Source organism: Corallococcus interemptor (assembly GCF_003668875.1).
GTDB classification, from domain to species: domain Bacteria; phylum Myxococcota; class Myxococcia; order Myxococcales; family Myxococcaceae; genus Corallococcus; species Corallococcus interemptor.
The window spans coordinates 48,536-71,782 of the sequence record NZ_RAWM01000036.1; the positions used below are offsets into that span (position 1 = coordinate 48,536).

Consider the following 23,247-nt stretch of genomic DNA (forward strand, 5'->3'; position numbering starts at 1 on the left):
CATGCACCGCCGAATCCTTACTGCCCTCCTCGCGCTGTCCGTCGCCGGCTGCGCCACCACCAGGCCCGCGGAGACGCCTCCCGCGGAGACACCGCCCGCATCCCAGCCGCAAACCCAGACACCGGCGCCGGACGCGGAGGCGTTCCGCGACCAGCAGCCCAAGCCCGGCCAGTCGCCGGAGCTGGTGCTGCCCACCTTCGAGCAGGCGAAGCTGGACAACGGCCTCACCGTCATCGTCAGCACGCGCAAGGAATTGCCCCTGGTGTTCGTGGGCATCGCCTTCGCCGCGGGCGTGGCGCAGGAGCCCGCCGCGAAGCTGGGCATCGCGGACCTGTCCTACCGCATGCTGCTGGAGGGCGCGGGCAAGCGCGACACGGTGGCGCTGGACAACGCGTTCGCGGACCTGGGCGTGTCGCCCGCGATGTCGGTGGATCCGGACGGCGCCTTCGTGGGCGCGCGCGTGCTCACCACCAACGTGGACGCGGCGATGAGCCTGCTGTCGGACGTCGTCCTGCGGCCCACCTTCGACGCGAAGGCCTTCGAGCGCCGCAAGAAGCAGCAGCTGGGTGAGCTGGTGCGCCGCATGGGCGACCCGAACTTCCTGGCGCAGCAGGCCTACTACCAGGCCGTGTTCGGCGCGGACCACCCGTACGGCCACACGTCCGGCGGCACGCCGAAGACGGTGGAGTCGCTCACGCTGGCGGACGCGAAGAACTTCTACCTGAAGAACACGGGGCCTCGCGCCGCCGCGCTCATCATGACCGGTGACGTGACGCTCCAGCAGGCCGTGGAGTGGGGGAAGAAGTACTTCGGCGGGTGGAAGGGCGGGGCCGTGGCGCCCAAGCCGCCGCCCGCGCCTCCCGCGCCGCCGCGTCAGCAGGTGCGCGTGGTGCCCAAGCCGGGCCTGGAGCAGACGGTGGTGCTGGTGGGCCGTCCCGGCCTCGCCGCGGGCCACCCGGACGAGTACCCGCTGGAGCTGGCCACCACGGTGTTCGGCGGCTTCTTCGGCAGCCGGCTGAACATGAACATCCGCGAGGACAAGGGCTACAGCTACGGCGCCAACGCGCACCTGGGCACGCGCCTGGGCGTGGGTCCGCTCACCGCGTACGCGGCCGTGCGGCAGGACGTGACGGGCCCGGCGCTCAATGAGTTCATCAAGGAGCTGGCAGGCATCAAGTCCAACCCCATCACGGAGAAGGAGCTGGCCGCCGCGCGTGAAGGCCTCATCCGCGCGTTCCCGGGCGCCTTCGAGACGGTGGAGGGCCTGGGCGGCAGCGCCGCGCAGCTCTACTTCCACCGCCGGCCGATGGATGAGTTCAAGCGCACCGTGGAGGGGCTGGAGAACGCCAGCGCCGCGGAGGTGCAGCGCGTGGCCGAGTCCTACCTGGATCCGGCCACCATGCAGGTGGTGCTCGTGGGCGACCCGCTGGTCATCCAGGAGCAGGTGACGCCGCTCAACCTGGGCAAGCTCACGCTGGTGGAGACGCCGGCTTCCAAGTAGCCGGGCGCTTCACTTCAAGGTGTTGAAGCCGGGGTCCCGACGTGGGTGTCGGGGCCCCGGTTTTTTTCATTCCCGGGTGGGCTCGTTCTCTTCCTGGCGGGCCTCGGCCTTGAGGCGGCCGCGCTCCTCGCGCTCCTCGTCGTCCACGTTGTCGAGCACGCTCCGCGGGTTCGCGACAGGGCCGCCGACGGGGCCGTCGCTGTCGAGGGCGAACTTCTGCTCCTCGGTGGAGTGCTTCACGTCATCACCGTAGAGGGGCTTGGTGTCGTCCGCCTCCAGGCCCCGATCCACGCGGTCCTTGGCGAAGCCAGGCTTGTGGGCGGTGTCGCTCTTCTTGCGGGTGGTCATGGGTTGCTCCGGAAGGTGGTGGGACAGCTCACACACGCTCAATGTCGGCAGCCGGGGGCGCATGCACCACGGTGGGTGCCATGGAGCGGGGGGCTGGTTGCCTGCCCCCTGACCTTGCCTGGTGGAAGCGGCTAGGATGGGGACTCCATGGCCGGACGCAGCGGGAACAGCCAGCGGCACGAGGGGACGACGTCCTCCGTGGGCGCGCGCGTCCAGACCGCGCTGACCGAGACTCGCACTCGCACCGGCCTGACTCCTCGCGGAGCGCGGACCGCCTGACTTCCGAAGTGGACCTCCTGAAGGTCCCCCTTCCGAACCCGGCCCCGCGCTCCTCCCGAGCGCGGGGCTTTTTCGTTTCCCCTGTCAGCTGCCACCCCCGAGGACCCGAATGACGCCGCTTCCCTCAAGTCCCCCCCATCACCGAGCCCCCCCGCCGTTCCGCAAGGAGGCCGTGTCATGCGCGTGATGAAATTCGGTGGCACCAGTGTCGGGGATGCGGAACGGATGCGCGGCGTGGTGGCGCTGGTGGAGGAGGCGCGCAAGGCCGAGCGGGTGATGGTGGTGGCCTCCGCGGCGTCGGGCATCACGAACCTCCTGGTGGAGGCGGCGAAGGTGGCGCAGGAGGGCGAGTCCGTGCAGGAGGCCTGCGCCCGGTTCGACGACACGCACTCCGCCATCGCGAAGGTGCTGAGCGCGGACCTGAAGCCCGCGCAGACGCTGCCGCTGGCGGAGGGGCTGGTGGCGCTGGGTGCCGAGCTGCGCGGGCTGTTGCAGGGCGTGGGGCTCCTGCGCGAGTGCTCGCCGTCGGTGCTGGCGCACCTGTCCGGGTTGGGGGAGCGGGCGTCGTGCCTGCTGCTCGCGGCGCTGCTGGAGGCGCGGGGGCTTTCGCCCGTGAGCGTGGACCCGAGGCAGGCGCTGGTGTGCACGGGAGACCCGCTGCAGGCGACGCCCCGGGTGGAGGAGATCCGCGCGCGGTTCGCGCCGCTGCGCGAGGGCGGGCCGGGGTTGATGTTGATGCCGGGCTTCTTCGGTGGGGATGCGCGCGGCAAGACGATGTCGCTGGGGCGGGGTGGGTCGGACTACTCGGCGGCGCTGGCGGCGGCGGCGCTGGATGCGCGGCTGTTGGAGATCTGGACGGACGTGGACGGCATCTTCAGCGCGGACCCCCGGCTGGTGCCGGAGGCGTTCGCGCTGGAAGAAGTCAGCTTCGAGGAGGCGATGGAGCTGGCCTACTTCGGCGCGAAGGTGCTGCATCCGAAGACGATCGCCCCCGCGAGGGAGCGGGGCATCCCGGTGCGGGTGTGCAACAGCTTCCGGCCGGAGCATCCGGGCACGCGGGTGACGGCCACGGCGCCGGCGTCGCGGCATCCGGTGCGGGGGTTGTCGTTCCTGCCGGACATCGCGCTCATCAACATCGCGGGCGCGGGGTTGAAGGGAGTGCCGGGCACGGCCGCGCGCGTCTTCGAGGCGATGGCGCGGGCGTCCATCTCCGTGGTGCTGATCACGCAGGGCTCCAGTGAGTCCTCCATCAGCTTCTGCGTGGGCGAATCCGAGGCGGCGAGGGCGGTGCTGGCGCTGGAGGATGCGTTCGAGGTGGAGCGTGAAGCGGGGAAGGTGGACCCCATCGAGCACCAGCCGGGGCTCGCGGTGTTGAGCATCGTGGGAGACGGGATGCGGCACCGGGTGGGCGTGGCGGGGACGTTCTTCAGCGCGCTGGCGGACGTGGATTGCAGCATCGCGGCCATCGCGCAGGGGTCGAGCGAGCGCAGCATCTCCGCGGTGATTGCACGCGAGGACGGCCCGCGAGCGATGGCGCACGTGCACCGCAAGGCCTTTGGCACCACGGAGGTGGTGGAGCTGCTGGTGGCGGGCGTGGGCACGGTGGGCGGGGAGCTGCTGCGGCAGATCCATCAACAGGCGCCGAAGCTGCGGGCGCATGGGCTGGATTTGCGGGTGTGTGCCATTGCCAACAGCAGACACAGCCTGGTGGCGCCGGAGGGCGTGGCGCTGGATGGCTGGAAGGCGCGGCTGGAGGCGAGCGAGTCTGGCTTCACGCTGGACACGTTCCGGGCGTGGGCGAAGGCGAGGCGTCCGGGCCGGCCCATCTTCGTGGACTGCACGAGCAGCGAGGACGTGGCGTTGGGTTATCCGGCGCTGATGGCGTCCGGGCTGCATGTGGTGACGGCGAACAAGAAGGCCAACGCGGGGCGGCAGGAGCACTGGAGGGCGCTGCGGGAGACGGCGGTGCGTCACCAGCGCAAGTTCCTCTACGAGACGAACGTGGGGGCGGGGCTGCCGGTCATCGACACATTGAAGAACCTGCTGCGCACGGGAGACACGGTGCACCGGGTGGAGGGCATCCTGTCGGGTTCGCTGTCGTTCATCCTGGGGCTGACGGAGGCCGGTGTGCCGCTGTCGAGGGCGGTGGGCACGGCGATGGAGAAGGGCTTCACGGAGCCGGACCCGCGAGACGACCTGGAGGGCACGGACGTGGCGCGCAAGGTGCTCATCCTCGCGCGGGAGCTGGGGCGTTCGCTGGAGCTGGAGGAGGTGGCGCTGGCGTCGCTGTTGCCGGAGGAGTTCGACGCGAAGGGCCCGCTGCCGGAGTTCCTGGCACGGCTGCCGCAGGCGGATGAGATCTTCCAGAAGCGGGTGGACGCGCACCGGAAGGAAGGCAAGGTGCTGCGCTACGTGGGCAGCGTGGGCCCGGAGGGTGTGAGCGTGGGCCTGGTGCCGGTGCCGCTGGAGCATCCGCTGGCGGCGGTGAAGGGAGGCGAGAACGCGCTGAGCTTCCTGTCGGAGCGGTACAGCCCGACGCCGTTGGTGATTCGAGGCTACGGAGCGGGAGCCGCGGTGACTGCGGCGGGAGTGCTCGCGGATGTATTGCGATTGGTGGAGGGGCCGCTGCCCTGAGCGTGGATGGCGGCGTGCGCGTCCAGCACGCCGCTCCAGCAGCGCTGGGATGAAGCCGAAGCGGAGTGCGGTGACGCAAGCAGCGATGCCTGTGTGACCCTGGTGTGCGGGCGGCTTCTTCTGGCTCCGCGGGGCAACTTCAGCACCATGATCATCGGCACGGACCGCTTCAAGGACGCGGTGGAGCAGGGCGGTTGGAGTTCAGTCTGTCTTTCGTGAGGACAGTCGCTGGGGAAAGCGCTCTTCCACGCCGGGAAGGAACAGGGGCTTCCCCGCACGCGCGGATTCCTCGGCCTGACGGAAGTGGAGATCGCCGTAGCGGTCGAGCACCGAGGGGTCGAAGGACGCAACGCCATCCCCGATGCCTTCGTTCTCAATGTCAGGCGTCAGAGACTCCCAGCTTCCCCGCGGCGCGTAGACCAGGGCGCGCACGCCTCTGTCCGCGTAGACACGGGCGCCGTGCGCGAGGAAGACGGCCCGCGCCTGAAGTTCCCCCGTGGCGCTGAGGACCGCGTTGTGGTCCCCGTACTGCCCGAAGAGGCAGTCCTCCACGAGAACGGAGCCCTCGACGAAGATCCGGGCTCCGTTGCCGAACGACAGCGTTCGGGCGTGAAGATCTCCTCGGACGATGATCAGCCCGGGAAAGTAGTCCTCGGTCCAGAGATGGAGGTGGTCCTTCGTCTTGAGCGAGCCGTTGATCTGGATGACGTAGGGACCGTCACCCGTTTTGATGCATCCAGGGACATCCACGTCTGTGTCGATGCTCCGGATGATGCAGGGATCGAATCCCTCGAAGGCACGGAGTTCCCCTGACCATCGGGATTCGCGAAGGGAGCCGAGGGTCGTTGCGTTGCCCAGATCTTCAAGTCTGACGTTGGTCATAGGGACGCCAGATATGAGTAGATTTTCCCGCCATGCGAAAGATGCTGATGTTCCTGGCGCTGTGGATGGCAGCATGCGCATCCAGCACGCCGCTCCAGCAGCGCTGGGATGAAGCCGAAGCCGAGTGCGGAGATGCGAGCAGCGACGCCTGTGTGACCCTCGTGTGCGGGGACACGGCGTGCGGCTTCTTCCGGTGCGAGGACGTGCCCGGGGAGGTGGTGCTGGCGCGCGGACTGCCACCCCGGCCACCACCCGTGGCCGTGGCTCCCGCGCCCGGAAGCGGACCCCGGCGCAACTGGGGCGGCAGCATGGGCCTGCCGGGTGATGCGGAACCGGTGATGGTGTTCCCCTGGTATGGGAACCCCAAGCCCGTGCCGCCTCAGCGGCAGCTCCGGCGGGGAAGTTCGAGAAGCACCACATCTTCCCGCAGGCGCAGGACCTTGCTGAGTGGTTCAAGTTCAAAGGGATCGACATCCACCAGTACACAATCCCCATCCCCGTGCACGTTCACCGACGCATCCACGGTGGTGGGTCCAGAGGTGGCTTATGGAATGAAGCGTGGCGCGAGTTCCAGAGCAAGAACGAAGGAGCCAAAGCCCCAGAGATCTTCAAGCACGCCGGGGAGCTCATCTACCGCTTCCAGCTTCTGGGTGGCCCCATCGAGAAGTACAACTGACCCTCGCGCATGCGAGGACCGACTCCCGTGACCTGTTACTTCGAGCTCCGAAACGACAAGGCGGCTCAGGCGCTCTACAGCGCCGATTACAATGCCACGCACAAATGGAAGCTGCCTGGCATCAAGGACTGCCCGGGTTGCGGCGCAACCTGGGGCGGGTGGGGACACCAATACCCCGCTGTAGATCTGTCGAACCTCCCAGAACGAGGAGAGTTCGAAGAAGCGCGGCCCGAACCCTTTGACGAACTCACCCGTCTTCGGGAACTGGTCCGTCCCCTGGTGCCTCCAGGTTCACGGCTTCCACCCGGTACTTCCTTCGGTCCATTGGTGGGTACCGCGACAGGCCGGTTCGCTCCCTTCTCAGGGCTCGAAAGCTGCTGGATCCTCGTACGTCGTGACGCCTTCGACAGCCTCCAGGCTGCGGGCGTGCGTGGGCTCCTCGGCTGCAAGACCGAGCTGCGGTTCCGTCAAAAGACGCCTCCAGAACTCCTCGAGCTCCAGATCGAACCACGCGGCCAGCTCCATCGGGACTGCTTGCCCCCCGACATGGAACCGCCCTGCGCCACCTGCGGACGGCTGGGGGTGCGTCTTCCGGATGACCCCATCCTCGACGGGGCCTCACTCCCCACGGACACCGACCTGTTCCGCGCGGGCAACTTCAGCACGCTGCTCATCGGCACGGACCGCTTCAAGGACGCGGTGGAGCAGGGGGGTTGGACCGGCATCTCCTTCCGTGAGCTCCCGGTCCGCTCCTGAGGATCCAGTCACTTGACGGCGCGGACCGCCTTGTCCGTGGCCTTCAGGTCAAACGCCTCGGGGTTGAAGGAACCTCCGACCCACTCCAACAATTCTTCGTGCTCCTCGTGCTCCGGATCTCGAAGCGCCTCAAGCAGGTCTTCATAACCAGGGACACCACCGCAGTCGTCGGGTGGAGCAGCGCGTGCTCCGGCGGTGCATGTGGGGTAGCGCTTGCCGACCTCGGGAGGCTGCACCTTCTTGACCCGGATGCGGTGCACCCAGTCGTCACCGAAGTCGTAGATATAGCCAAAGACGCTACGAGCCCGCGGGCCGATGTCCGCGACGGTGTACTTGCGCTCGTCCAAGAGGGGTGGGCCACCAGCGCTGAAGTCATCGGCATCTCCGTCAATCAGCTGTCCGTACTGTTGCCGTGAGATGTCCTCGAACATGTGCATGTGGCTGTGGGTCCATCCAAAGGCTGCTTGCAGGATGTTGTGCAGCTTCGAGAGCGGCGTGTCACTTCGAACGTGAAGCTCTCGCCAGATTGCAGGCGAGATATCGGCCAACTCGACGTGCAACACATGGATTGATGCTTTGACAGCCGTTTTCTTTCGGATGGCCATGCGTGAAGGACTCTTTGTCACCTCAGCCCTCAACGAGAAATCGTCCCAATGCGCAGGGAATGGGACGCGTTGAGAATGACACGGTCAATTAGGCTTTCCGGCCATGAGGAAAAGCCTGACGTCCGGCATGCTGTTGCTGTGGATGGCTGCATGCGCGTCCAGCACGCCGCTCCAGCAGCGGTGGGATGACGCCGAAGCCGAGTGCGGCGATGCGAGCAGTGATGCTTGTGTGACCCTGGTGTGCGGGGACACGGCCTGCGGCTTCTTCCGGTGCGAGGACGTGCCCGGGGAGGTGGTGCTGGCCCGGGGACTGCCGCCCCGGCCGCCACCCGTGGCCGTGTCTCCCGCGCCAGGAAGCGGGCCCCGGCGCAACTGGGGCGGCAGCATGGGCCTGCCGGGTGATGTGGAGCCCGTGATGGTATTCCCCTGGTACGGGAGCCCCAAGCCCGTGCCTCCTCAGAGGCAACTGCCGGCGGGCAAGTTCGAAAAGCACCACATCTTCCCGCAGGCCCCAGACCTGGCCCGGTGGTTCAAGGATCGAGGTGTCGACATCCACCAGTACACGATCCCCATCCCCGTGCATGTCCACCGGCGTATCCATAGCGGAGGGCCCAAGGGTGGCCTGTGGAATGAGGCGTGGCGTGAATTCAGCACAGACAACCGAGGTGCTTCACCACAAGAGATCTTCCGGCACGCTGGGGAACTCATCTATCGCTTCCAGCTTCTGGGCGGTCCCATCCAGCAGTACAACTGACCCTTCATCGTGAGGATCGGAAGGCCATGACGCGCTTTTTCAGGATGCGCACCGACAAAGCAGTCTGGAACTTCTTCAAGGGGGACTTTGATGCTGCACCGAAGTGGGGCCTGCCTGGCATCAAGGATTGCCCGGGATGTGGCGTCACCTGGTCCACCTGGGGGGATCACTACCCCGCCGTAGACCTGTCGGACCTTCCCGAACGAGGCGAGTTCGAAGAACCCCGGCCCGAACCCTTCCATGAGTTCGCACGTCTCCGGGAGCTGGTACGCCCACTGGCGCCCCCGGGCTCCGAGCTTGCTCCCGGAACGAGCTTCGGCCCGTTGGAAGGTCGTGCATGGGGGCAGTTCGCTCCCTTCTCGGGGCTGGAAAGATGCTGGATCCTCGTGCGCCGCGATGCCTTCGACAACCTCCAGGCCGCGGGCATCCGAGGCCTTCTCGGGTGCAAGACGGAGCTGCGCTTCCGTCAGAAGACCCCTCCGGACGTCGTTGAACTTCAGCTCGAACTGCGCGGCCGGATGCACCGTGACTGCCTGCCACCCGACCTGGAGCCACCCTGCGCCACCTGCGGGCGCGTGGGCCTTCGTCTCCCGGAGGACCTCATCCTCGACGCGGCCTCCCTGCCCACGGACAGGGACCTCTTCCGCCTGGGCGACTACGGCACCGTCCTCATCGGCACGGACCGCTTCAAGGACGCGGTGGAGCAGGGGGGTTGGACCGGCATCTCCTTCCGTGAGCTCCCGGTCCGCTGAACCTCAGCCCACGGTGGGGAAGGGCGGTGGCTCCACCACCACCTCCATGGGCAGGTTCTCCTTCTCCGCGATCCACTTCACCCACAGCTTCGGGCGCGCGGTCGTGTCCCGGTGCTTCGGCCGCTCCAGCCGGATGGACAGCCAGTTGCGGTCCCGCAGGTACAGCTCCTTGCCCACCGGCAACAGCTCCGTCCGCAGGAACCCCGGCAGGTCCTCGATGGAATCCTCCGACAACGCCAGCATCCCCTTGAAGGACAGCCATCCCGGCGGCGGATGCACGATGGGCGAGGACGTCGCCTGCTCGATGAACACCTCTCCCACCGTGCCCAGCGCGGGCACCAGGTGGTCCGGGTTGCGTGAACGCACTCGCGCCCTCGCCCCCACGTGCACGTCCCCCGACAACACCGTCACCGCGCAGTAGGACTTCTTCGCCAGCGAGAACAGGTTCATCAACAACCGCGTCCGCTCGCCCCGGTGCCCCGACGACTCCCACTGGTCCAACAGGTCGTCTCGCAGGTCGATGCCTCCCCCGCTCATCCTTTCCATCGCCGGGCCGAAGCGCAGATGCACCAGCGGCACGGACGACACCACCAGCACGTGCCGTGCCTTCTTCCCGCTCTCCGGCCGCTGACGGTGCTCCTCGCGCCAGGCGTCGAAGGCGTCCCACTGCGAACGGCTCATCACCGTGAACTCGGTCTGCGGATGCGAGTCTCCCGTGTCCAGCACCCGGCTGGTCCGGCCGCTCCTCAAGTCCAGCAACACCACGTCCAGGTCGCAGTCCGCCGTGGAGAAACAGAACGTCTGGAAGTAGTGCCGCGCCGGCTTCGCCACGCCCCGGTCGTCCGGCTCTCGCGCCGTCGTCGGCTGGTCCAGCCAGCCTCGCTGGAAGGCCTCGAACGCCCGAGCCGCCGCGCTGTAGAGGGCCCGGTACCAGGGCGCCTGCTGGAGCTCTTCGTGCGATCCCCACCCGTCGAAGATGTCGTGGTCGTCCCACATGAAGAGACCCGGCACCCGCCGCAGCATCGGCGCGATGCCCTGGCTCCCGCCCCACCGCTCCCGGTAGAGCCAGACGTATTCCGCGAACAGCCTCTCCGACAGCCCGTCCGGCACCGGCAACACCAGCCGCTCCGAATGGGGCAGCTTCATGAACGCGTTCAACACATCCAACGTGTTGTGCAACGAATCCGCGTAGAGCTGATCCCCACCCCCAAGCAGCAGCTGGAACCCCGGCGTCTTCGCCGGATCCGCCGGGTCCCGCTGATGCTGTTGCAGCATCCGCTCCCAGAGCGCGAAGGGCTGCGTCAGCTTGCTCCAATCACTCGCACGGCTGGCGCCGTTGCAGGAGAAGAACGCGATGTTCGGCGACACGCCCTTCGCGGGCACCACCACGTCGGACACCACCAGCGGCTCCGGCGGAATCACCTTCGTGGACCACGGCCGGTCGTCTCGCGGCGGTGGACGCTCGAAGGTCACCGGCTTGCCGGGCGCGTCTGGCGATTCGAAGTGATAGGACAGCCGCTGGGCCACGTCCGTGCGCGGCAGGACGACCTCCCAGCGCCACACCACGCCCCGCGTGTCCTTGGGCAGCGCGGTGAGGTCCGCCGCGGCCTTCACCTCGTCGAACGCGGCGACCCGCTTGCCCTTCGCGTCCCGGAAACACAGCCTCAACGCCGGAGGCTTCTTCGCCGACGTGCTGTCCAGGAACACGTTGACGAAGAAGCTCCACACGTCGTGGGACTTCGGGTCCGGCGTCGCCTGCGCCCGGGCGTACAGGATGGGTCCCAGCAAGAGCTTCATGGGGAAAGCCTTGCATGGACGCTCCCCGCCGTCGACGCGTCAGGGCTTCGACGCGAACGGCTGATACGTGCCGAAGCTCCAGACGTTCCCCTCGGGGTCCAGCGCGCTGAAGTCCCGCGAGCCGTAGTCCGTGTCGTGCAGCTCCATCGCGATGACCGCGCCCGCCGCCTTCGCCCGCGCGTACAGCGCATCCGGGTCCGTCACCACCACGTAGATGCCCTGGTTCTTCAGGGGCACGTCCTTCGACGCGGCCATCTTCAGCCGGCCGCCCTCCGCGCCACCGAACATCACCAGCCCGTGGCCCAGCGTCAGCTCGACATGGGCGATGGCACCGTCAGGCTTGCGGTAGACGACCCGCTCTTCACAGCCAAAGGCCTGCTTCAGGAAGCGCAGGGCGGACTCGGGGTCGGCGTAGTGGACGAAGGGATAGAGGCTGGGCAGGGACATGGTGTGGCTTCCTTTCACCACGCATCCTGCCCATCCGCCCGCGCCCTTTCTTGGACGGATTTTACCTACGCGCCAGATTCGAACCCGCCCGAGTCCGGCAGCGCCCTGCGCAGGAGGGCGGACGGCGGCCCGCCGGTGAACTGGCGGAAGTCCCGGTTCAGGTGCGCCTGGTCGAAATAGCCCAGCTCCACCGCCAGCTCCGCCCAGCGCACCGGGCCTCCGGACTTGATGCGCTCCACCGCCCGGTCGAAGCGCAACAGGCGCGCGAGCCTGCGCGGAGGCAACCCCACCTGCTCATGGAACTGGTGGATGAGGTGCTTGTGGCTGTGGCCCAGCTCGCTCGCCAGCGTGGCGATGTCCACCTGGCCTCCCGTCTGGTGAATGCGCTCCACCGCCCACTGAACGCCCGCATCCACCGCCGGCCCCCGCCCCGCGCGCCTCAAGAGGAACGCGTCCGCCAACGCGAACCGGGCCGCCCAGTCCCGAGCCTCCGCCAGCGCCTCCACCAGCCGCCGCGCCTCCGCGCCCCACAGGTCCTCCAGGCCCGTCACCCGGTGGGACAGCTCATGCATGGGCAAGCCGAAGAGGCGCCGGGCCCCCAGCGGCGTGAGGTTCACCTGGAGCCCGTGGGACTCGCCGTTGTGCTCGGTGGTGCTCCAGCGCTCGTCCAGGCCCGCGACGAAGCCGGAGCGGTGCCGCGTCACCCGGCCCGCGTCGTCCAGGTGCTTCAAGAGCGGACCGAACTCCAGGATGAGCACCACCTGCACGCCGGGCAGCTCCTGCCGGCGCATGGGCTGCGGCATGGCCTCGCGAAAGCCGCAGTAGTCCCGGATGAGCGGCGTCAGCGCCGGCGGCGGCGTGGCCAGCGCCATCTCCCAACCGCCCCGCCCGGACGCGTGGCGCACCACGCGGATGCGATGCATGCCGCGGAAGACTACTTCGAAACCTTGTTCAGGAAGCCCAGCAGCGCCGAGTGCCACTTCTCCGGCGACTCGAAGTGGGGGATGTGGCCCACGTTCGGGAGCTCCACCAGCGTGGCGCCCGGGATGGCCGCGGCGGTCTTCTTCCCCAGCGCCGGGTACTGCCCCAGCTTGGGCAACAGCGCGGGCGGCACGCTGCCCTTGCCCACCACCGTGCGGTCCTCCTGGCCAATCACCACCAGCGTGGGGACCTTCACCCGCGGAAACTCGTGCACCACCGGCTGCTCGTAGATCATCGTCTGCGTGGCGGCGGACACCCAGGCCAGGCGCGGGTACTCACCGCTGAGCGTCTGGCGGTAGAGGACCTGGACGTATTCGTCGTACTCGGGCTTCCACTTCACGTAGTAGCCGCGCTGGTACTTGCGCAGCCCTTCCTCGGTGGCCTTCAGGTTCTCCTGGTAGAGGTCCTCGGTGGACTTCCAGGGGACGGACTCGCGGTAGTCCTCCAGGCCAATGGGGTTCTCCAGCACCAGCTGCGTCGTCACCTCCGGGTACATCAGCGCGAAGCGCGTCGCGAGCATGCCGCCCATGCTGTGACCCACCACCGCGGCCTGCTTCACGCCTACCTCCTCCAGCACCTGCCGCGTCAGCGACGCCAGCGTGTGGAAGCTGTACGCGATGGCCGGCTTGGACGACTTGCCGAAGCCGATCTGATCCGGCACCACCACGCGGTAGCCCGCGCCGGTAAGCACGCGGATGGTGTCCTTCCAGTACGCGCCGAAGAAGTTCTTGCCGTGCAGCAGCACCACCGTGCGCCCGTTGGCGTTGCCCGTGGGCTTCACGTCCATGTACGCCATGCGCAGGTCCTGGCCCTCCAGCTTCACGGACAGGAACTGCACGGGGGCAGGGTAGGGGTAGCCCTCCATGCCCAGGCCCAGCGCCTCCGGGGCGCGCCTGGACTCCTGCGCGTTCGCGGCGGGCGCGGAGAGCAGCAGGGCAGACAGGAGCAGGGCGGGGACGCGGGCGGACGGCATGGGGCTCCTCCGGGAACGGGACGCGAGGGAACGGCAGTCTGTCCGCGACATTCCCCCGCGTCGCGGATTTCAGACGGCCCCGCCTTCCCGAAGGTTGATGCCGAACTCCAGGTAGCCCTTGAGGCAGAGCATCATGTGCATCCAGCCGCCCGCGTTGCCGTAGGACAGCTCGAAGCCCTTCTCATCCGGCTTCCACCCGGACTCGCTCACCTTCACCATCGTGTTGCCCGCGTCCAGGGGCACGAAGGTCATCTCCACGCGCGTGAGGGCGCCGCGGTCCGCGGGCCACTCGAGGACGATGCGCTCATTGGGGACCACCTCGCGCGTGATGACGTCGAACTCTCCCGGCGCCTCCGCGAAGCTCCACTTCACCGTCGTGCCCGTCGCCAGCGGACCGCTGCTCGTCTTCACGAAGTAGCCGCTCAGCTTCGCGGGGTTCACCACCGCCTCGAACACCTGCGCCACCGGCTTGCGGATCTTCAACTGCACCTGGAACTTCGGCTCCATGCGGCACCCCTTGCAGTGAACTGGTCCTGCCCGCAAATAGGTTATAGAAATATAACATGTCAAGCAGTGACCCGGACGACCTCATCTTCAAGGCGCTGGCGGACTCGCGCCGGAGGGCCATCCTGGACCTGTTGAAGGACGCGCCCCGCACCACCGGGGAGCTGTGCGAACACTTCGAGGCGACGCTGGACCGCTGCACCGTGATGCAGCACCTGAAGGTGCTGGAGAAGGCGGAGCTGGTGCTGTCGCGCAAGGAGGGGCGGACGCGGTGGAACTACCTCAACGCGGCGCCCATCCAGCACATCCACTCAAGGTGGATCAGCTCCTACGCGACGGGCGCAGTAAAGCTGCTGACGAAGCTGAAGCGGGACCTGGAGGAGGAGGACTGACGCGGACGCGCGTCAGTGCGCGCTGTCGGAGAACGGCTGGACGTCCGCCTGGGGCAGCAGCTCGTTCTCGAAGCGCGCGGGCTTGAGCAGGCGCGTGGTGAGCACCAGCGCGAGGAAGATGGCACTGCTCGCGATGGTCACGAAGCGCAGCTGCATGCGGTCCGCCAGCGCGCCCTGGAACCAGACGCCCAGCGAATAGCCCGCGCCCAGCACCATGCTGTAGAGGCTGCCCATGCGCGCCTGAAGCTCACGCGGCACGCGGTTCTGGCAGGACGCGCTCAGGCTGCTCATCAGGACGAGGTAGTTGGCGCCGAGGAAGAAGATGCACACCGCCGCCACCTGGAGCGTGGGCGCCAGCCAGTACACGCCGGACAGCACCGCGATGGTCGTCGCCGCGTAGCCGCGCAGCTTGCGCTGTCCGAAGAGCTCCGCGAGCGTGCCCACGCACAGCGCCGCCGTCACCGCGCCCGCGCCCTGGCATGTCACCAGCAGCGACGTGGCCGCCGCGCCCTGGCCCAGCTCGCGGATGGCGAACACCGGCACCAGGCCGATGAAGGGCGCCACCAGCGCGGCCACGAAGAAGGTGGCCACCAGCACCAGCGAGATGTCCTCGTCGTCGCGCGCCACGGTGATGCCGCGCCGGATGCCGTCCCAGAGCGGTTCGCGCCTGGCGTTCGCGTCCCGCGCCGGCGGCACCACGCGCCACAGCGCCACCAGCACCGCGAAGAAGGACAGCGTGTTCGCGAGCAGCGCCCACGCGGGCCCGCCCGCCTGCAACACCACCGCGGCCAGCGTGGGGCCCATGATGCGGCCCAGGTTGAACTGCGCCGAGTTGAGGCTGGTGGACAGGTGCAGGTCTTCCGGCGGCACCAGCTCCGCGAGCAGCGCGGAGAAGGCCGGATAGGTGAGCGTGCTCACGCAGCCGTTGAGGAACGAGATGACGCCGATGACGGGCACCGACAGCTGCCCGCGGAACGCCAGCACCATCAGCACGGCCGCGAGCGCCGCCTGCAGCAGCGTGCCCAGCCCCGCGTACGCGCGCCTATCGAAGCGATCCGCCAGCGCGCCACCCACCGGCGCCAGCACCACCGCGGGCAGGAAGGACAGCGCGACGATGGCGCCCGTCCACTCGGCCTTGCCGGTGGTCTGCGTGACGTACACGCCCATCGCCACCGTCTCCATCCAGGTGCCGATGTTGGAGATGAGCGCGCCCACCCACACGGCGAAATAGCCGGGGTATTCGAAGGGGCGCAGCGAAGTCAGTCGTGGGAGTCGATGGGCAGGCACGTCGAGCGCTGTCTTAGCGCACGCCGCGAACTCATGCCTTGCACGGCGCGGCACGCTTGGAGGCGCAATGAAGCGCACGGCAGGACAGGCAGCAGCCCGGCTTCAACGAAGCGCGCATTCCCTGACGGTGGCGCGCGATGCGTGCAATGCAAAACACCCACGGAGGTGTGTCTTCCGTGGGTGCGGGTGCGGCGTTGTCGTGAAGGCTCGGCGCTACGGCGCGGTGCTGGAGGCCGTGACGGGCGACTTGCGCGGAGAGAGGCGGCCGTCGTCGGCGATGCGGGCGCCCGTTTCGGGGAAGTCCTCGGTGGTGAGCTTGCGCACCAGCGAGACGACGTTGGCGTCCGGGTCCGGCCAGGTGATGCCTTCGCCAACCTGCTTCGTGGGGAGGATGCGGCCGTTGGAGAAGCGGCCGTTCGCGTCCAGCTCCACTTCCAGGATCATGCCCAGGCCCTGCGGACCCTTGAGGTTGAAGCGGCCGTAGGTGGCGAAGTTGCCCATGGAGTAGGCGATGAGGCGGCCCTGGTAGAACTCCATGGCGCGCGCGACGTGCGGGCCGTGGCCGAGCACCAGGTGCGCGCCCGCGTCCACCACCGCGTGGGTGAAGACGCGCAGGTCGCCGCGGTCCTCGCCGAAGAACATCTCCTTGCCCTGCGGGACGTGCAGGGCCTTGCCGCCCTCCGCGCCGCCGTGGAAGGAGACGATGACGATGTCGTGCGTGGCGGCGGTCTGCTTCACCAGCGCGGTGGCGGTGGGCAGGTTGTTCAGGTGGTTGCAGCCCGCGGACGTGTGGAACGCCACGAGGCCAATCTTCAGCCCGTTGCGCTCCACGGTGGCCACGCTGCCCGGCGGGCCGCTCCAGGCGATGCCCAGCGCGTCCAGGGTGGACTCGGTGGCGCGGCGGCACTCCTCGCCGAAGTCACCGGAGTGGTTGTTCGCGGTGGAGACCACGTCCACGCCGGCCTCTTTCAGGGAGTCACCGAAGGAGGTGGGGGAGCGGAACGCGTAGCAGTTCGCGGGCGAGCGGCACTTGGTGGTCTTGCCGGTGTCGCAGAGCGGGCCCTCCAGGTTCACGAAGGTGAGGTCCGCGTCCTCCAGCAGGGGGCGCACGGCCGCGATGACGCTGCCGCCGCCCTCGGGGGGCAGGTAGCCCTCCGGCACGGTGGTGCCGAGCATCAGGTCACCGGCGGCGCGGATGCGCAGCTTCGCGCCCGGCGGCGGGGGAGGGCGGGGCGTGCTGTCCACGGGCTGCGCGAGCTTCGCCTGGAGCGCGGCCTGGTTGCGGGCCTGCGTGAGCGCGCCCTCCAGGTCCGGCTGATTGGGATTGAGCGCGCGCACCTGCGTCCACTGCGTGAGGGAGTCCGCCCAGCGGCCCTCGACGGAGTAGGCCCAGCCCAGCTCCCAGCGGCAGTCGGCGCGGGACGGCGCGGCCTGCACGCACGCGGACAGCTCCGTGATGGCGGTGCGCGAGTCCTTGGACTGGAGGGCGGCGACGCCCCGGGCGTAGTGCTCGTCCGGGTTGCCCACGGCGGCGAGGCCGGACGCGGCGGCGTCGCCGTGCATCGCGAGGGCGGCGGCGCGCAGGGCGGCGAGGCTCGCCTCCACGGCGACGCGGCCGGCTTCGGAGAGGGATTCCGTCTGGCTTTGCGCCGCGCCCGTGGCGGGCACCGTGTCCGTCGCGGGTGCCTGGGCCATGCCCGCGGGCATCCGCATGGCGGCGGACGTGCCGGAGTCATCCATGGCCCGCTTCACCGACGCGAGGCCCGCGGCCTCCAGCCGTCCGATGCCCGCGTCCCGGATGACGGAGCGCACGGAGGCCATGCCCGCGTCGGTGAGGCGCGCGGTGCTGGAGGACTGGGCTGTGGAGAAGTTGGGGACGGGCGCGGCGAGCGCCAGCATCAGCAGGACGGACGGGGGGGCCATGGCCCGCGCATCTTACGGGATGCGGCGGGGACAGGGGCGCTCCCCACGGGCCCGGTTCGGCAGCAGCCGGGCAGGCAACACCCCCACCCCCCTCGAGGCCCCTATCTACCCGAGCGCGTCCAGCAGCATCGAGCCCCGGCGCTGACGCGGCAGCAGCCGGAAGTGCCTCAGCTCCTTGCGCTTCACCCGCCGCTCCAGCGCGCTGTGCAGGGACAGCCGCCCCGGCCCGCGCATCAGCGTCCCGAGCGCGATGGCGATGAGCGCCAGGTTGAACTCGTAGCCGCCCTTCGTCATGTCGAAGCCGTTCTTCCTGTGCACCTTCGCGATGGCCATGGCCTGCGTGACGATGACCGACACCGCCGTGAAGCGCGTCGCGATGCCCAGGATGGAGCTCACCCCGGCCACCAGCTCCGTGATGCCCGTGGCCAGCAGCCAAGGCTTGCCGGGCTTGATGCCCAGCTGCTCGAACATGCCCACCTGCTGCTCCATGCCTTCCTTCTTCAGCTTCGCCAGGCCGTGGTGGATCATCGTCGCGCCCAACGACAGGCGCGGAGGCAGCAGCGCGGCCGACTTCAGCAGCGACGGTTGTTCGTTGAGCATCGTCACGTTCATGAGGCTCTCCTCGTCGGGACGCGGACGTCCTGTGGGTGAAGTGCCCCTTACGTTGTGACGCATCTCCCCATCCGGCCCCGACGCCCGCAGGGCCCCACGCCCAGCGGGCGGCCCCTCAACCCCCGCTCCGCTCCGCCAGCGGCACGTCCATCAGCGCCGCCACCTCCGGGCTGTACCCGCCCGGCCCAGCGCCATGCACGATGAGCGGCGCACGCACGGACAGGCCCCGGTCCTGGTCCCTCAGCGCCTGCACCAGGAAGCGCGTGGCGGGCGCATCCACCCGCGCGTGCACGGACCGAAGCACCCGGGGGAACAGCCGCGCGCCCGCGAGCACCCCCAGCACCTCCGCCAGCCGCGCCGCCGGATACACCAGGCTCACGCCGCCCCCGGGCCGCAGGGCGTGCCGGGCCGCCGCGACCACGGATGCCGCGTCGCAGGCCACCTCCGACTTGGACACGGCCCGCTCCGCGTCCGGGCTCACCACGCCCGCCTCGGCCCGGCGGAATGGCGGGTTGGACACCACCTGCCCGTACGCCCCGGACACGAACAGCGTCCGCGCCTGCCGCAGGTCCCCGAGCACCGGACGCACGCGGCCCTCGCACCCGTTGAGCGCCACCGCGCGCGTCAGCCGTGCGTGCACCGCGGGCTGCAACTCCAGCGCGTCCACCGGGCCCGCGACGCCGAACTGCTTCACCAGCAGCAGCGACACCACGCCGCTGCCCGCGCCCAGCTCCAGCACGGGCCCCGGCAGGTCATGCCCTTCCGTGGACGCGAAGTGCGCCAGCAGCACCGCGTCCAGCGTGAAGCGGTAGCCCGTGCGGCGCTGGAACACGCGCACGTCCGCGGTGCCAATGGAGTCCAGCGTCTCGCCGTCCTCCAGATGGACGAGCCCCACGGTCAACGCGCGCCGTGCATCCGTTCAGCGACGTCCAGCACGCGCGCCTCGCAGGACACGCCGTCCAGGTGGCTGGCCTCCACCAGGCCCGTGGGGCTGGTGACGTTCACCTCCGTGAGGTAGTCGCCCAGCACGTCGATGCCCACCAGCGTCAGCCCCTTCTCCTGGAGCGACGGCTTGAGGCGCTTGCAGATGTAGAGGTCGCGGTCGGTGATGGCCGCCTTCATCGGCGTGCCACCCGCGGCCATGTTGCCCCGGTGGTCCGCGTCCGACGGCACGCGCAGCACCGCGCCCACCGGGTCTCCATCCACCAGGATGATGCGCTTGTCGCCCAGGCGGCTCTCCGGCACGTAGGCCTGCGCGAGGATGGGTTCCTTCCCGCCCTGCGTGAGCAGCTCCACCATGGAGCGCGCGTTACGGTCCCCCGGCGCGAGGAAGAGGATGCCCTTGCCGCCAAAGCCATCAATGGGCTTGAGGATGGTGCCCTGCGCGTTCTTCGCCGCGAACTCCAGCACCACGGACAGCTCGCGCGTGACGCGCGTCTCCGGCATCAGGTCCGGGAAGTTCAGCGTGAAGAGCTTCTCGTTCGCGTCGCGGATGCCGGACGGGTTGTTGATGAAGATGGGCTGACGGTCCGGACACAGCTCCACCAGCTGCGTGGCGTGCAGATAGTCCGCGTCCACGGGCGGGTCCTTGCGCAGGAAGAGCACGTCCAGCTTCGACAGCGGCCGCACGTCCTCGCTCAGCACGTCGAAGTGGTGCCCTACCTCACGCCGCACCTTCACCCGGCGCATGCGCGCCTCCGAGCACCGGCCGTTGAAGCGCAGCCAGCCCTGCTCGAAGTAATAGACGTCGTGCCCCCGCCGCTGGGCCTCCAGCATCAGCGAGAACGTCGTGTCGTGGTCCACCCGCACGCTCTCGAGCGGGTCCATCAGGAAGCCAAGGGAGAGAGCCATGAGGGGGCGAAGATAGCGAACGCCCTGTGCCCATGCCGCTCCTTCGCGCGGGCGTCCGTCCACCCCGGAACTCAGCGGCCCGGCAGCTCCCTCAGCTTCAGGTTGAGGCGCACGGGCTTGCCTGCCTCCACCGGCACCGCGAGCACGCGGCGCTTCTTGTCCGCGCCTACCAAGATGAGCTCCGCCTGCCCCACCGGCAGGGAGCGCTTCACCAGGGGCGCCTGGCCCAGGGACTTGTTGTTGAGGAAGACCTCCGCGGGCTCGTCCAGGAAGAGCGTCACCTCACCCCGGGCCTTGCCCTTGCGGCTGCCCTTGCTGGCGGTGGCCTCGTCCCGGTCCTTGTCCTTCCGGTCCCGGTCCCGGTCCTTGTCCTTGTCCGCCTCCGCGGTGGCCACGCCCGCGTCGGGCACGGGCGTCTCCGGCGGCCGGATGGGAATCATCGGGCCCAGGCCCATGGGGGAGGGCGGGGTCGTCGTCTCCTCGGCCTCCAGCAGCTTCGTGAGCCGGAACGCGCCGTAGGCCAGGCCCAGCAGCAGCGACAGCGACAGGAGCGCCCACACCCCGCCCAGCGTCGAGCGCTTCACCGGGGGCGCGGTCTCGTCGCTGCCGGACTGCTCCGCGCGCAGCTTCGCGATCTCCGCCTTCTTGCGCGCCTCCACCACGCTGAGCGCGGTGGACTTGCGCTCCGGCAGGTAGGGGCCGTCATCCTTCTGGAGCGCCCGCTTCGCCGACGCGAGCACCTGGCTGCTCGTGGTGACGTCCGCGCTCTCCAGCAGGGACCGCGTGGCCGCCATGCGCTCCGCGAACAGGCTCTTCATGAGCGCGGCGCGCTGGTCCGCGTCCATCAGCTTGCCGCCGGAGGCCTTCTCGATGGCGCGCGCCATGTCCCGCCCGGACGGGTAGCGGCGGTCCACGTTGCGCTCCAGCGCGCGCATCACCACGCGGGAGATGTCCTCGGAGATGTGCGGCAGCAGCACGGACGGCCACGGGATGGGGTCCTCGAGGATCTTCACCATCTCGTCGCGCTCGGTCTTGCCCGCGAAGAGCCGCTCTCCGGTGATGAGCTCGTGCATCACGACACCGACGGAGAACAGGTCGCTGCGGCCATCCAGCGGATCGCCGCGCACCTGCTCCGGGGACATGTAGCCGGTGGTGCCCTTCACCGTGCCCACGCTGGTGCGCTCCAGGCTGTTCTTCGCCTTGGCGATGCCGAAGTCCAGCAGCTTCACGGTGCCGTCGTAGGTCACCATGATGTTCTTCTGCGCCACGTCGCGGTGGATGACGGGGCTCGCCTCGCCGCCGGGGGACGTGAAGGTGTGCGCGTAGTGCAGCGCCAGGCACACGTCGCGGGCCACGGACAGGGTGAAGGCCAGCGGCACCGGCTGGCGCTTCTTCAGGCACGCGCTGGTGACCTGGTTGAGGTTCTGCCCGCCGATGAACTCCATGGCCAGGTAGAGCCCGTCGTCCTCCTCCCCCAGGTCGAACACCTGCGCGATGTTCGGGTGGTTGAAGGCCGCGGTGATGCGCGCCTCGTCCAGGAACATGCGGACGAACTGATCATTGGAGCGCGCGTCCGGGAGGATGCGCTTGATGACCACGTACTTGCGGAAGCCGCCCGGGCCCGACGTGTAGCCCAGGAACAGCTCCGCCATGCCGCCCACGGTCAGCTGCGTGAGCACCTCGTACTTCCCGATGCGCTCGCCCCGATGGAAGTCGATGAGCTCATCCTCCAGCGCCTTGGAAGAATGGCGCCCGCGTCGTGAGAAAAGCCGGGCCGGACCATAACAGGGCTGTTGCATCCCGGGTCCTTCCTTGGCGGTGCCGCCCCCCGGGTTGCCTGTGGATCACCTGTGGATGGTGTGGAGGGCCCTGTGGACAACCGGGGGCCTGGAAGCCCGCCTGTGGATGCCCGGGGGAAACCGGCAATTTGCCCACATGTAGCAGATCGCCGATTCGTGAATGATTCCCGAAGCTTGCTGACTTGTCCCCAACTCGGCTTCCCCTACTGCTTCCACCAGTTGATCAACACTCCAATTAGACTGGTGAAAAGAAGCAGGGCCCGTGCACAAGTCGGAAACCCACAGGCATCCGGCGCAGGGACACGATGCTACAGGAGCGTGGCGCGAAGCCGCTCCAGCAGCCCGGGCAGTTCCTGGAGCAGCTGCCGGTCCAGGTCCTCCAGCGCGGCGCGGTGCATGACCAGGTCCTCCGGCTCACGGTCCGCGGCCATCATCCGCTGCAGGCCGCGCAGGCGCTGGTTGCGCATGACCAGGCGGGCCAGGGTGTCGTCCAGCTCCGCGGCCAGCCCGGCGTCCAGGTGCAGCTCCTGGCCCACCAGCTCCCGCAGCTGCTCCACGCGGTAGGTGAGCTCCCAGCTCTCCTCGTAGCCCGCGCGCCGGGGCAGCATCTGCCCATACGTCCACCGCTCGTTCACCCAGGTCCCCTAGTGCGGCCGGGGCCGGGTGAGGCCCGTCAGCGACAGCCGGGTGCGCATGGGGTCCAGCTCCACGTGCATCCGGCAGTCCGCCACGTCCAGGCGCAGGGTGTAGGGAGGACAGGGCGTGTGCCCCGAGTGGTTCTCGGACGCCTGCGTGCCCATGCGGAACAGCTCGGCCAGCACGGCCCGCCGGACCTCCGCCGACAGCCCGTCCACGGTGGGCTGCACACCCCGGGCGATGAGCACGGTGAATGCCTGCAATCCCGGAGAATCCTGCGGTGGGCCGGCCAGGGTCATGCTCGCGCCCGTTGCCAGAACCATACCCTGCGACATGCCTGTCGTTCCGGGGGGTTGGAAGCACTCGAAACCCTTGGGACTGAAAAAAACTCAGGCCCGGAAGTGCCCAATCCTGAAAGACCGGGGGGTAGGGTGCCGTGGGACACGGGGATGGAGAGGGGTGTAAAGGCAGGGGACGGAGGCCACGATGGCGCGCACGCGGACGGTGGGCAGTGGGGGCCAGACGGCCCTGGCAATGGCCCTGGCGGCCCTGGTGGCCTTCGGGAGCGCCTGCCGGGACGAACCCCCCCTGACGGGCGCCCGGAGCCTCCTGCGGGTCTCCCAGGAGGCCGTGGCCTTCCCCGCCAGCTACCCCCAGGTGGAGCGGGTGGTGGAGCTCCGGGTGGTGAACGCCGGCCGCACGACGCTGGACGTGGAGTGGACGGCCCTGGCGCCGCCCTTCGCCGCGGACGGGCTGCCCACGCGGATGGCGCCGGGGGAGGTCCCGGTCCGGCTGTCCTACCGGCCGGAGGCCACGGGCGTGCTGACGGCCACGCTGGTGGGCCGGGCGCCGGGGGGC

General features: G+C 69.1%; 22 protein-coding genes and 3 pseudogenes. 9 read left to right on the forward strand and 16 right to left on the reverse strand.

Annotated elements, in window-relative coordinates:
• Position 1 precedes the first annotated feature (1 nt).
• Entirely contained in the window at positions 2-1,501 is a 1,500-nt protein-coding gene (locus D7X96_RS16025) for a M16 family metallopeptidase (protein WP_120548158.1), read from the forward strand.
• Between the two features lie 66 nt (positions 1,502-1,567).
• Here the strand turns inward: D7X96_RS16025 and D7X96_RS16030 are convergent, their stop codons facing one another.
• Entirely contained in the window at positions 1,568-1,849 is a 282-nt protein-coding gene (locus D7X96_RS16030) for a hypothetical protein (protein WP_120548157.1), read from the reverse strand.
• Between the two features lie 456 nt (positions 1,850-2,305).
• On the opposite strand from D7X96_RS16030, the gene thrA reads away from it, so the two are divergent.
• Positions 2,306-4,762, forward strand: coding sequence for a bifunctional aspartate kinase/homoserine dehydrogenase I (gene thrA / locus D7X96_RS16035; protein WP_121770119.1), 2,457 nt, complete (start codon positions 2,306-2,308; stop codon positions 4,760-4,762).
• A 6-nt stretch (positions 4,763-4,768) separates the two neighbouring features.
• Positions 4,769-4,873 (forward strand): annotated as a pseudogene (locus D7X96_RS41980) (SitA6 family polymorphic toxin lipoprotein); the annotation flags it as partial.
• Positions 4,874-4,963: 90 nt separating this feature from the next.
• Here D7X96_RS41980 and D7X96_RS16045 read toward each other — a convergent pair.
• Entirely contained in the window at positions 4,964-5,644 is a 681-nt protein-coding gene (locus D7X96_RS16045) for a hypothetical protein (protein ID WP_120548154.1), read from the reverse strand.
• A gap of 47 nt (positions 5,645-5,691) precedes the next feature.
• On the opposite strand from D7X96_RS16045, the pseudogene sitA6 (D7X96_RS16050) reads away from it, so the two are divergent.
• Both sitA6 (D7X96_RS16050) and sitI6 (D7X96_RS16055) read left to right on the forward strand, forming a co-directional pair.
• Positions 5,692-6,302 (forward strand): annotated as a pseudogene (gene sitA6 / locus D7X96_RS16050) (SitA6 family polymorphic toxin lipoprotein); the annotation flags it as partial.
• A gap of 45 nt (positions 6,303-6,347) precedes the next feature.
• Positions 6,348-7,076, forward strand: coding sequence for a SitI6 family double-CXXCG motif immunity protein (sitI6, locus tag D7X96_RS16055; protein ID WP_233609993.1), 729 nt, complete (start codon positions 6,348-6,350; stop codon positions 7,074-7,076).
• Between the two features lie 8 nt (positions 7,077-7,084).
• On the opposite strand, the gene D7X96_RS16060 is transcribed toward sitI6 (D7X96_RS16055), so the two are convergent.
• On the reverse strand, positions 7,085-7,681 hold the full coding sequence (locus D7X96_RS16060) for a plasmid pRiA4b ORF-3 family protein (RefSeq protein WP_120548151.1): 597 nt from the start codon (positions 7,679-7,681) through the stop codon (positions 7,085-7,087).
• Between the two features lie 103 nt (positions 7,682-7,784).
• Between D7X96_RS16060 and sitA6 (D7X96_RS16065) the strand changes: the two genes are divergently transcribed.
• Together sitA6 (D7X96_RS16065) and sitI6 (D7X96_RS16070) are read left to right on the forward strand one after the other, a co-directional pair.
• Positions 7,785-8,435 carry a SitA6 family polymorphic toxin lipoprotein gene (gene sitA6, locus D7X96_RS16065; protein WP_120548150.1) on the forward strand — a complete coding sequence of 217 codons (651 nt, stop codon included), beginning with the start codon at positions 7,785-7,787 and terminating at the stop codon, positions 8,433-8,435.
• Positions 8,436-8,461: 26 nt separating this feature from the next.
• The gene (sitI6, locus tag D7X96_RS16070; RefSeq protein ID WP_120548149.1) at positions 8,462-9,187 is read left to right on the forward strand and encodes a SitI6 family double-CXXCG motif immunity protein; all 726 of its coding nucleotides are present in this window, start codon (positions 8,462-8,464) and stop codon (positions 9,185-9,187) included.
• A 3-nt stretch (positions 9,188-9,190) separates the two neighbouring features.
• Here the strand turns inward: sitI6 (D7X96_RS16070) and D7X96_RS16075 are convergent, their stop codons facing one another.
• The 5 genes from D7X96_RS16075 to D7X96_RS16095 form a co-directional block, all read right to left on the reverse strand.
• Positions 9,191-10,984 carry an alkaline phosphatase D family protein gene (locus D7X96_RS16075; RefSeq protein WP_121770121.1) on the reverse strand — a complete coding sequence of 598 codons (1,794 nt, stop codon included), beginning with the start codon at positions 10,982-10,984 and terminating at the stop codon, positions 9,191-9,193.
• Between the two features lie 39 nt (positions 10,985-11,023).
• Entirely contained in the window at positions 11,024-11,431 is a 408-nt protein-coding gene (locus D7X96_RS16080) for a VOC family protein (protein ID WP_120548147.1), read from the reverse strand.
• Positions 11,432-11,496: 65 nt separating this feature from the next.
• Positions 11,497-12,354 carry an AraC family transcriptional regulator gene (locus tag D7X96_RS16085; RefSeq protein ID WP_121770122.1) on the reverse strand — a complete coding sequence of 286 codons (858 nt, stop codon included), beginning with the start codon at positions 12,352-12,354 and terminating at the stop codon, positions 11,497-11,499.
• Positions 12,355-12,365: 11 nt separating this feature from the next.
• Positions 12,366-13,385 carry an alpha/beta fold hydrolase gene (locus tag D7X96_RS16090; protein ID WP_121770123.1) on the reverse strand — a complete coding sequence of 340 codons (1,020 nt, stop codon included), beginning with the start codon at positions 13,383-13,385 and terminating at the stop codon, positions 12,366-12,368.
• A 69-nt stretch (positions 13,386-13,454) separates the two neighbouring features.
• Complete coding sequence (locus D7X96_RS16095) at positions 13,455-13,892, reverse strand: SRPBCC domain-containing protein (protein ID WP_121770124.1); 438 nt, start codon at positions 13,890-13,892, stop codon at positions 13,455-13,457.
• Between the two features lie 56 nt (positions 13,893-13,948).
• On the opposite strand from D7X96_RS16095, the gene D7X96_RS16100 reads away from it, so the two are divergent.
• Positions 13,949-14,281, forward strand: a complete 333-nt coding sequence (locus tag D7X96_RS16100) for an ArsR/SmtB family transcription factor (protein WP_120548143.1) — start codon at positions 13,949-13,951, stop codon at positions 14,279-14,281.
• A gap of 12 nt (positions 14,282-14,293) precedes the next feature.
• On the opposite strand, the gene D7X96_RS16105 is transcribed toward D7X96_RS16100, so the two are convergent.
• From D7X96_RS16105 to D7X96_RS16140, 8 genes are all read right to left on the reverse strand, one after another.
• Positions 14,294-15,568, reverse strand: a complete 1,275-nt coding sequence (locus tag D7X96_RS16105; RefSeq protein WP_121724113.1) for an MFS transporter — start codon at positions 15,566-15,568, stop codon at positions 14,294-14,296.
• 213 nt (positions 15,569-15,781) lie between these two features.
• Positions 15,782-17,491: a CapA family protein gene (locus tag D7X96_RS16110; protein WP_121770125.1), complete on the reverse strand. Its 1,710-nt coding sequence runs from the start codon at positions 17,489-17,491 to the stop codon at positions 15,782-15,784.
• Between the two features lie 105 nt (positions 17,492-17,596).
• Positions 17,597-18,103, reverse strand: a complete 507-nt coding sequence (locus tag D7X96_RS16115; protein WP_120548140.1) for a DoxX family protein — start codon at positions 18,101-18,103, stop codon at positions 17,597-17,599.
• 115 nt (positions 18,104-18,218) lie between these two features.
• On the reverse strand, positions 18,219-18,998 hold the full coding sequence (locus D7X96_RS16120; protein WP_120548139.1) for a tRNA1(Val) (adenine(37)-N6)-methyltransferase: 780 nt from the start codon (positions 18,996-18,998) through the stop codon (positions 18,219-18,221).
• Between the two features lie 2 nt (positions 18,999-19,000).
• A complete protein-coding gene (gshB, locus tag D7X96_RS16125; RefSeq protein WP_120548138.1) occupies positions 19,001-19,954 on the reverse strand; it encodes a glutathione synthase in 954 nt (317 codons plus the stop codon).
• Between the two features lie 71 nt (positions 19,955-20,025).
• The gene (locus D7X96_RS16130) at positions 20,026-21,753 is read right to left on the reverse strand and encodes a serine/threonine protein kinase (RefSeq protein WP_244219601.1); all 1,728 of its coding nucleotides are present in this window, start codon (positions 21,751-21,753) and stop codon (positions 20,026-20,028) included.
• A 308-nt stretch (positions 21,754-22,061) separates the two neighbouring features.
• A complete protein-coding gene (locus D7X96_RS16135; RefSeq protein ID WP_233610251.1) occupies positions 22,062-22,388 on the reverse strand; it encodes a hypothetical protein in 327 nt (108 codons plus the stop codon).
• Positions 22,389-22,397: 9 nt separating this feature from the next.
• A complete protein-coding gene (locus D7X96_RS16140; RefSeq protein ID WP_244219602.1) occupies positions 22,398-22,652 on the reverse strand; it encodes a hypothetical protein in 255 nt (84 codons plus the stop codon).
• A gap of 223 nt (positions 22,653-22,875) precedes the next feature.
• On the opposite strand from D7X96_RS16140, the pseudogene D7X96_RS16145 reads away from it, so the two are divergent.
• A pseudogene (locus D7X96_RS16145) lies at positions 22,876-23,247 on the forward strand (tenascin-X); the annotation flags it as partial.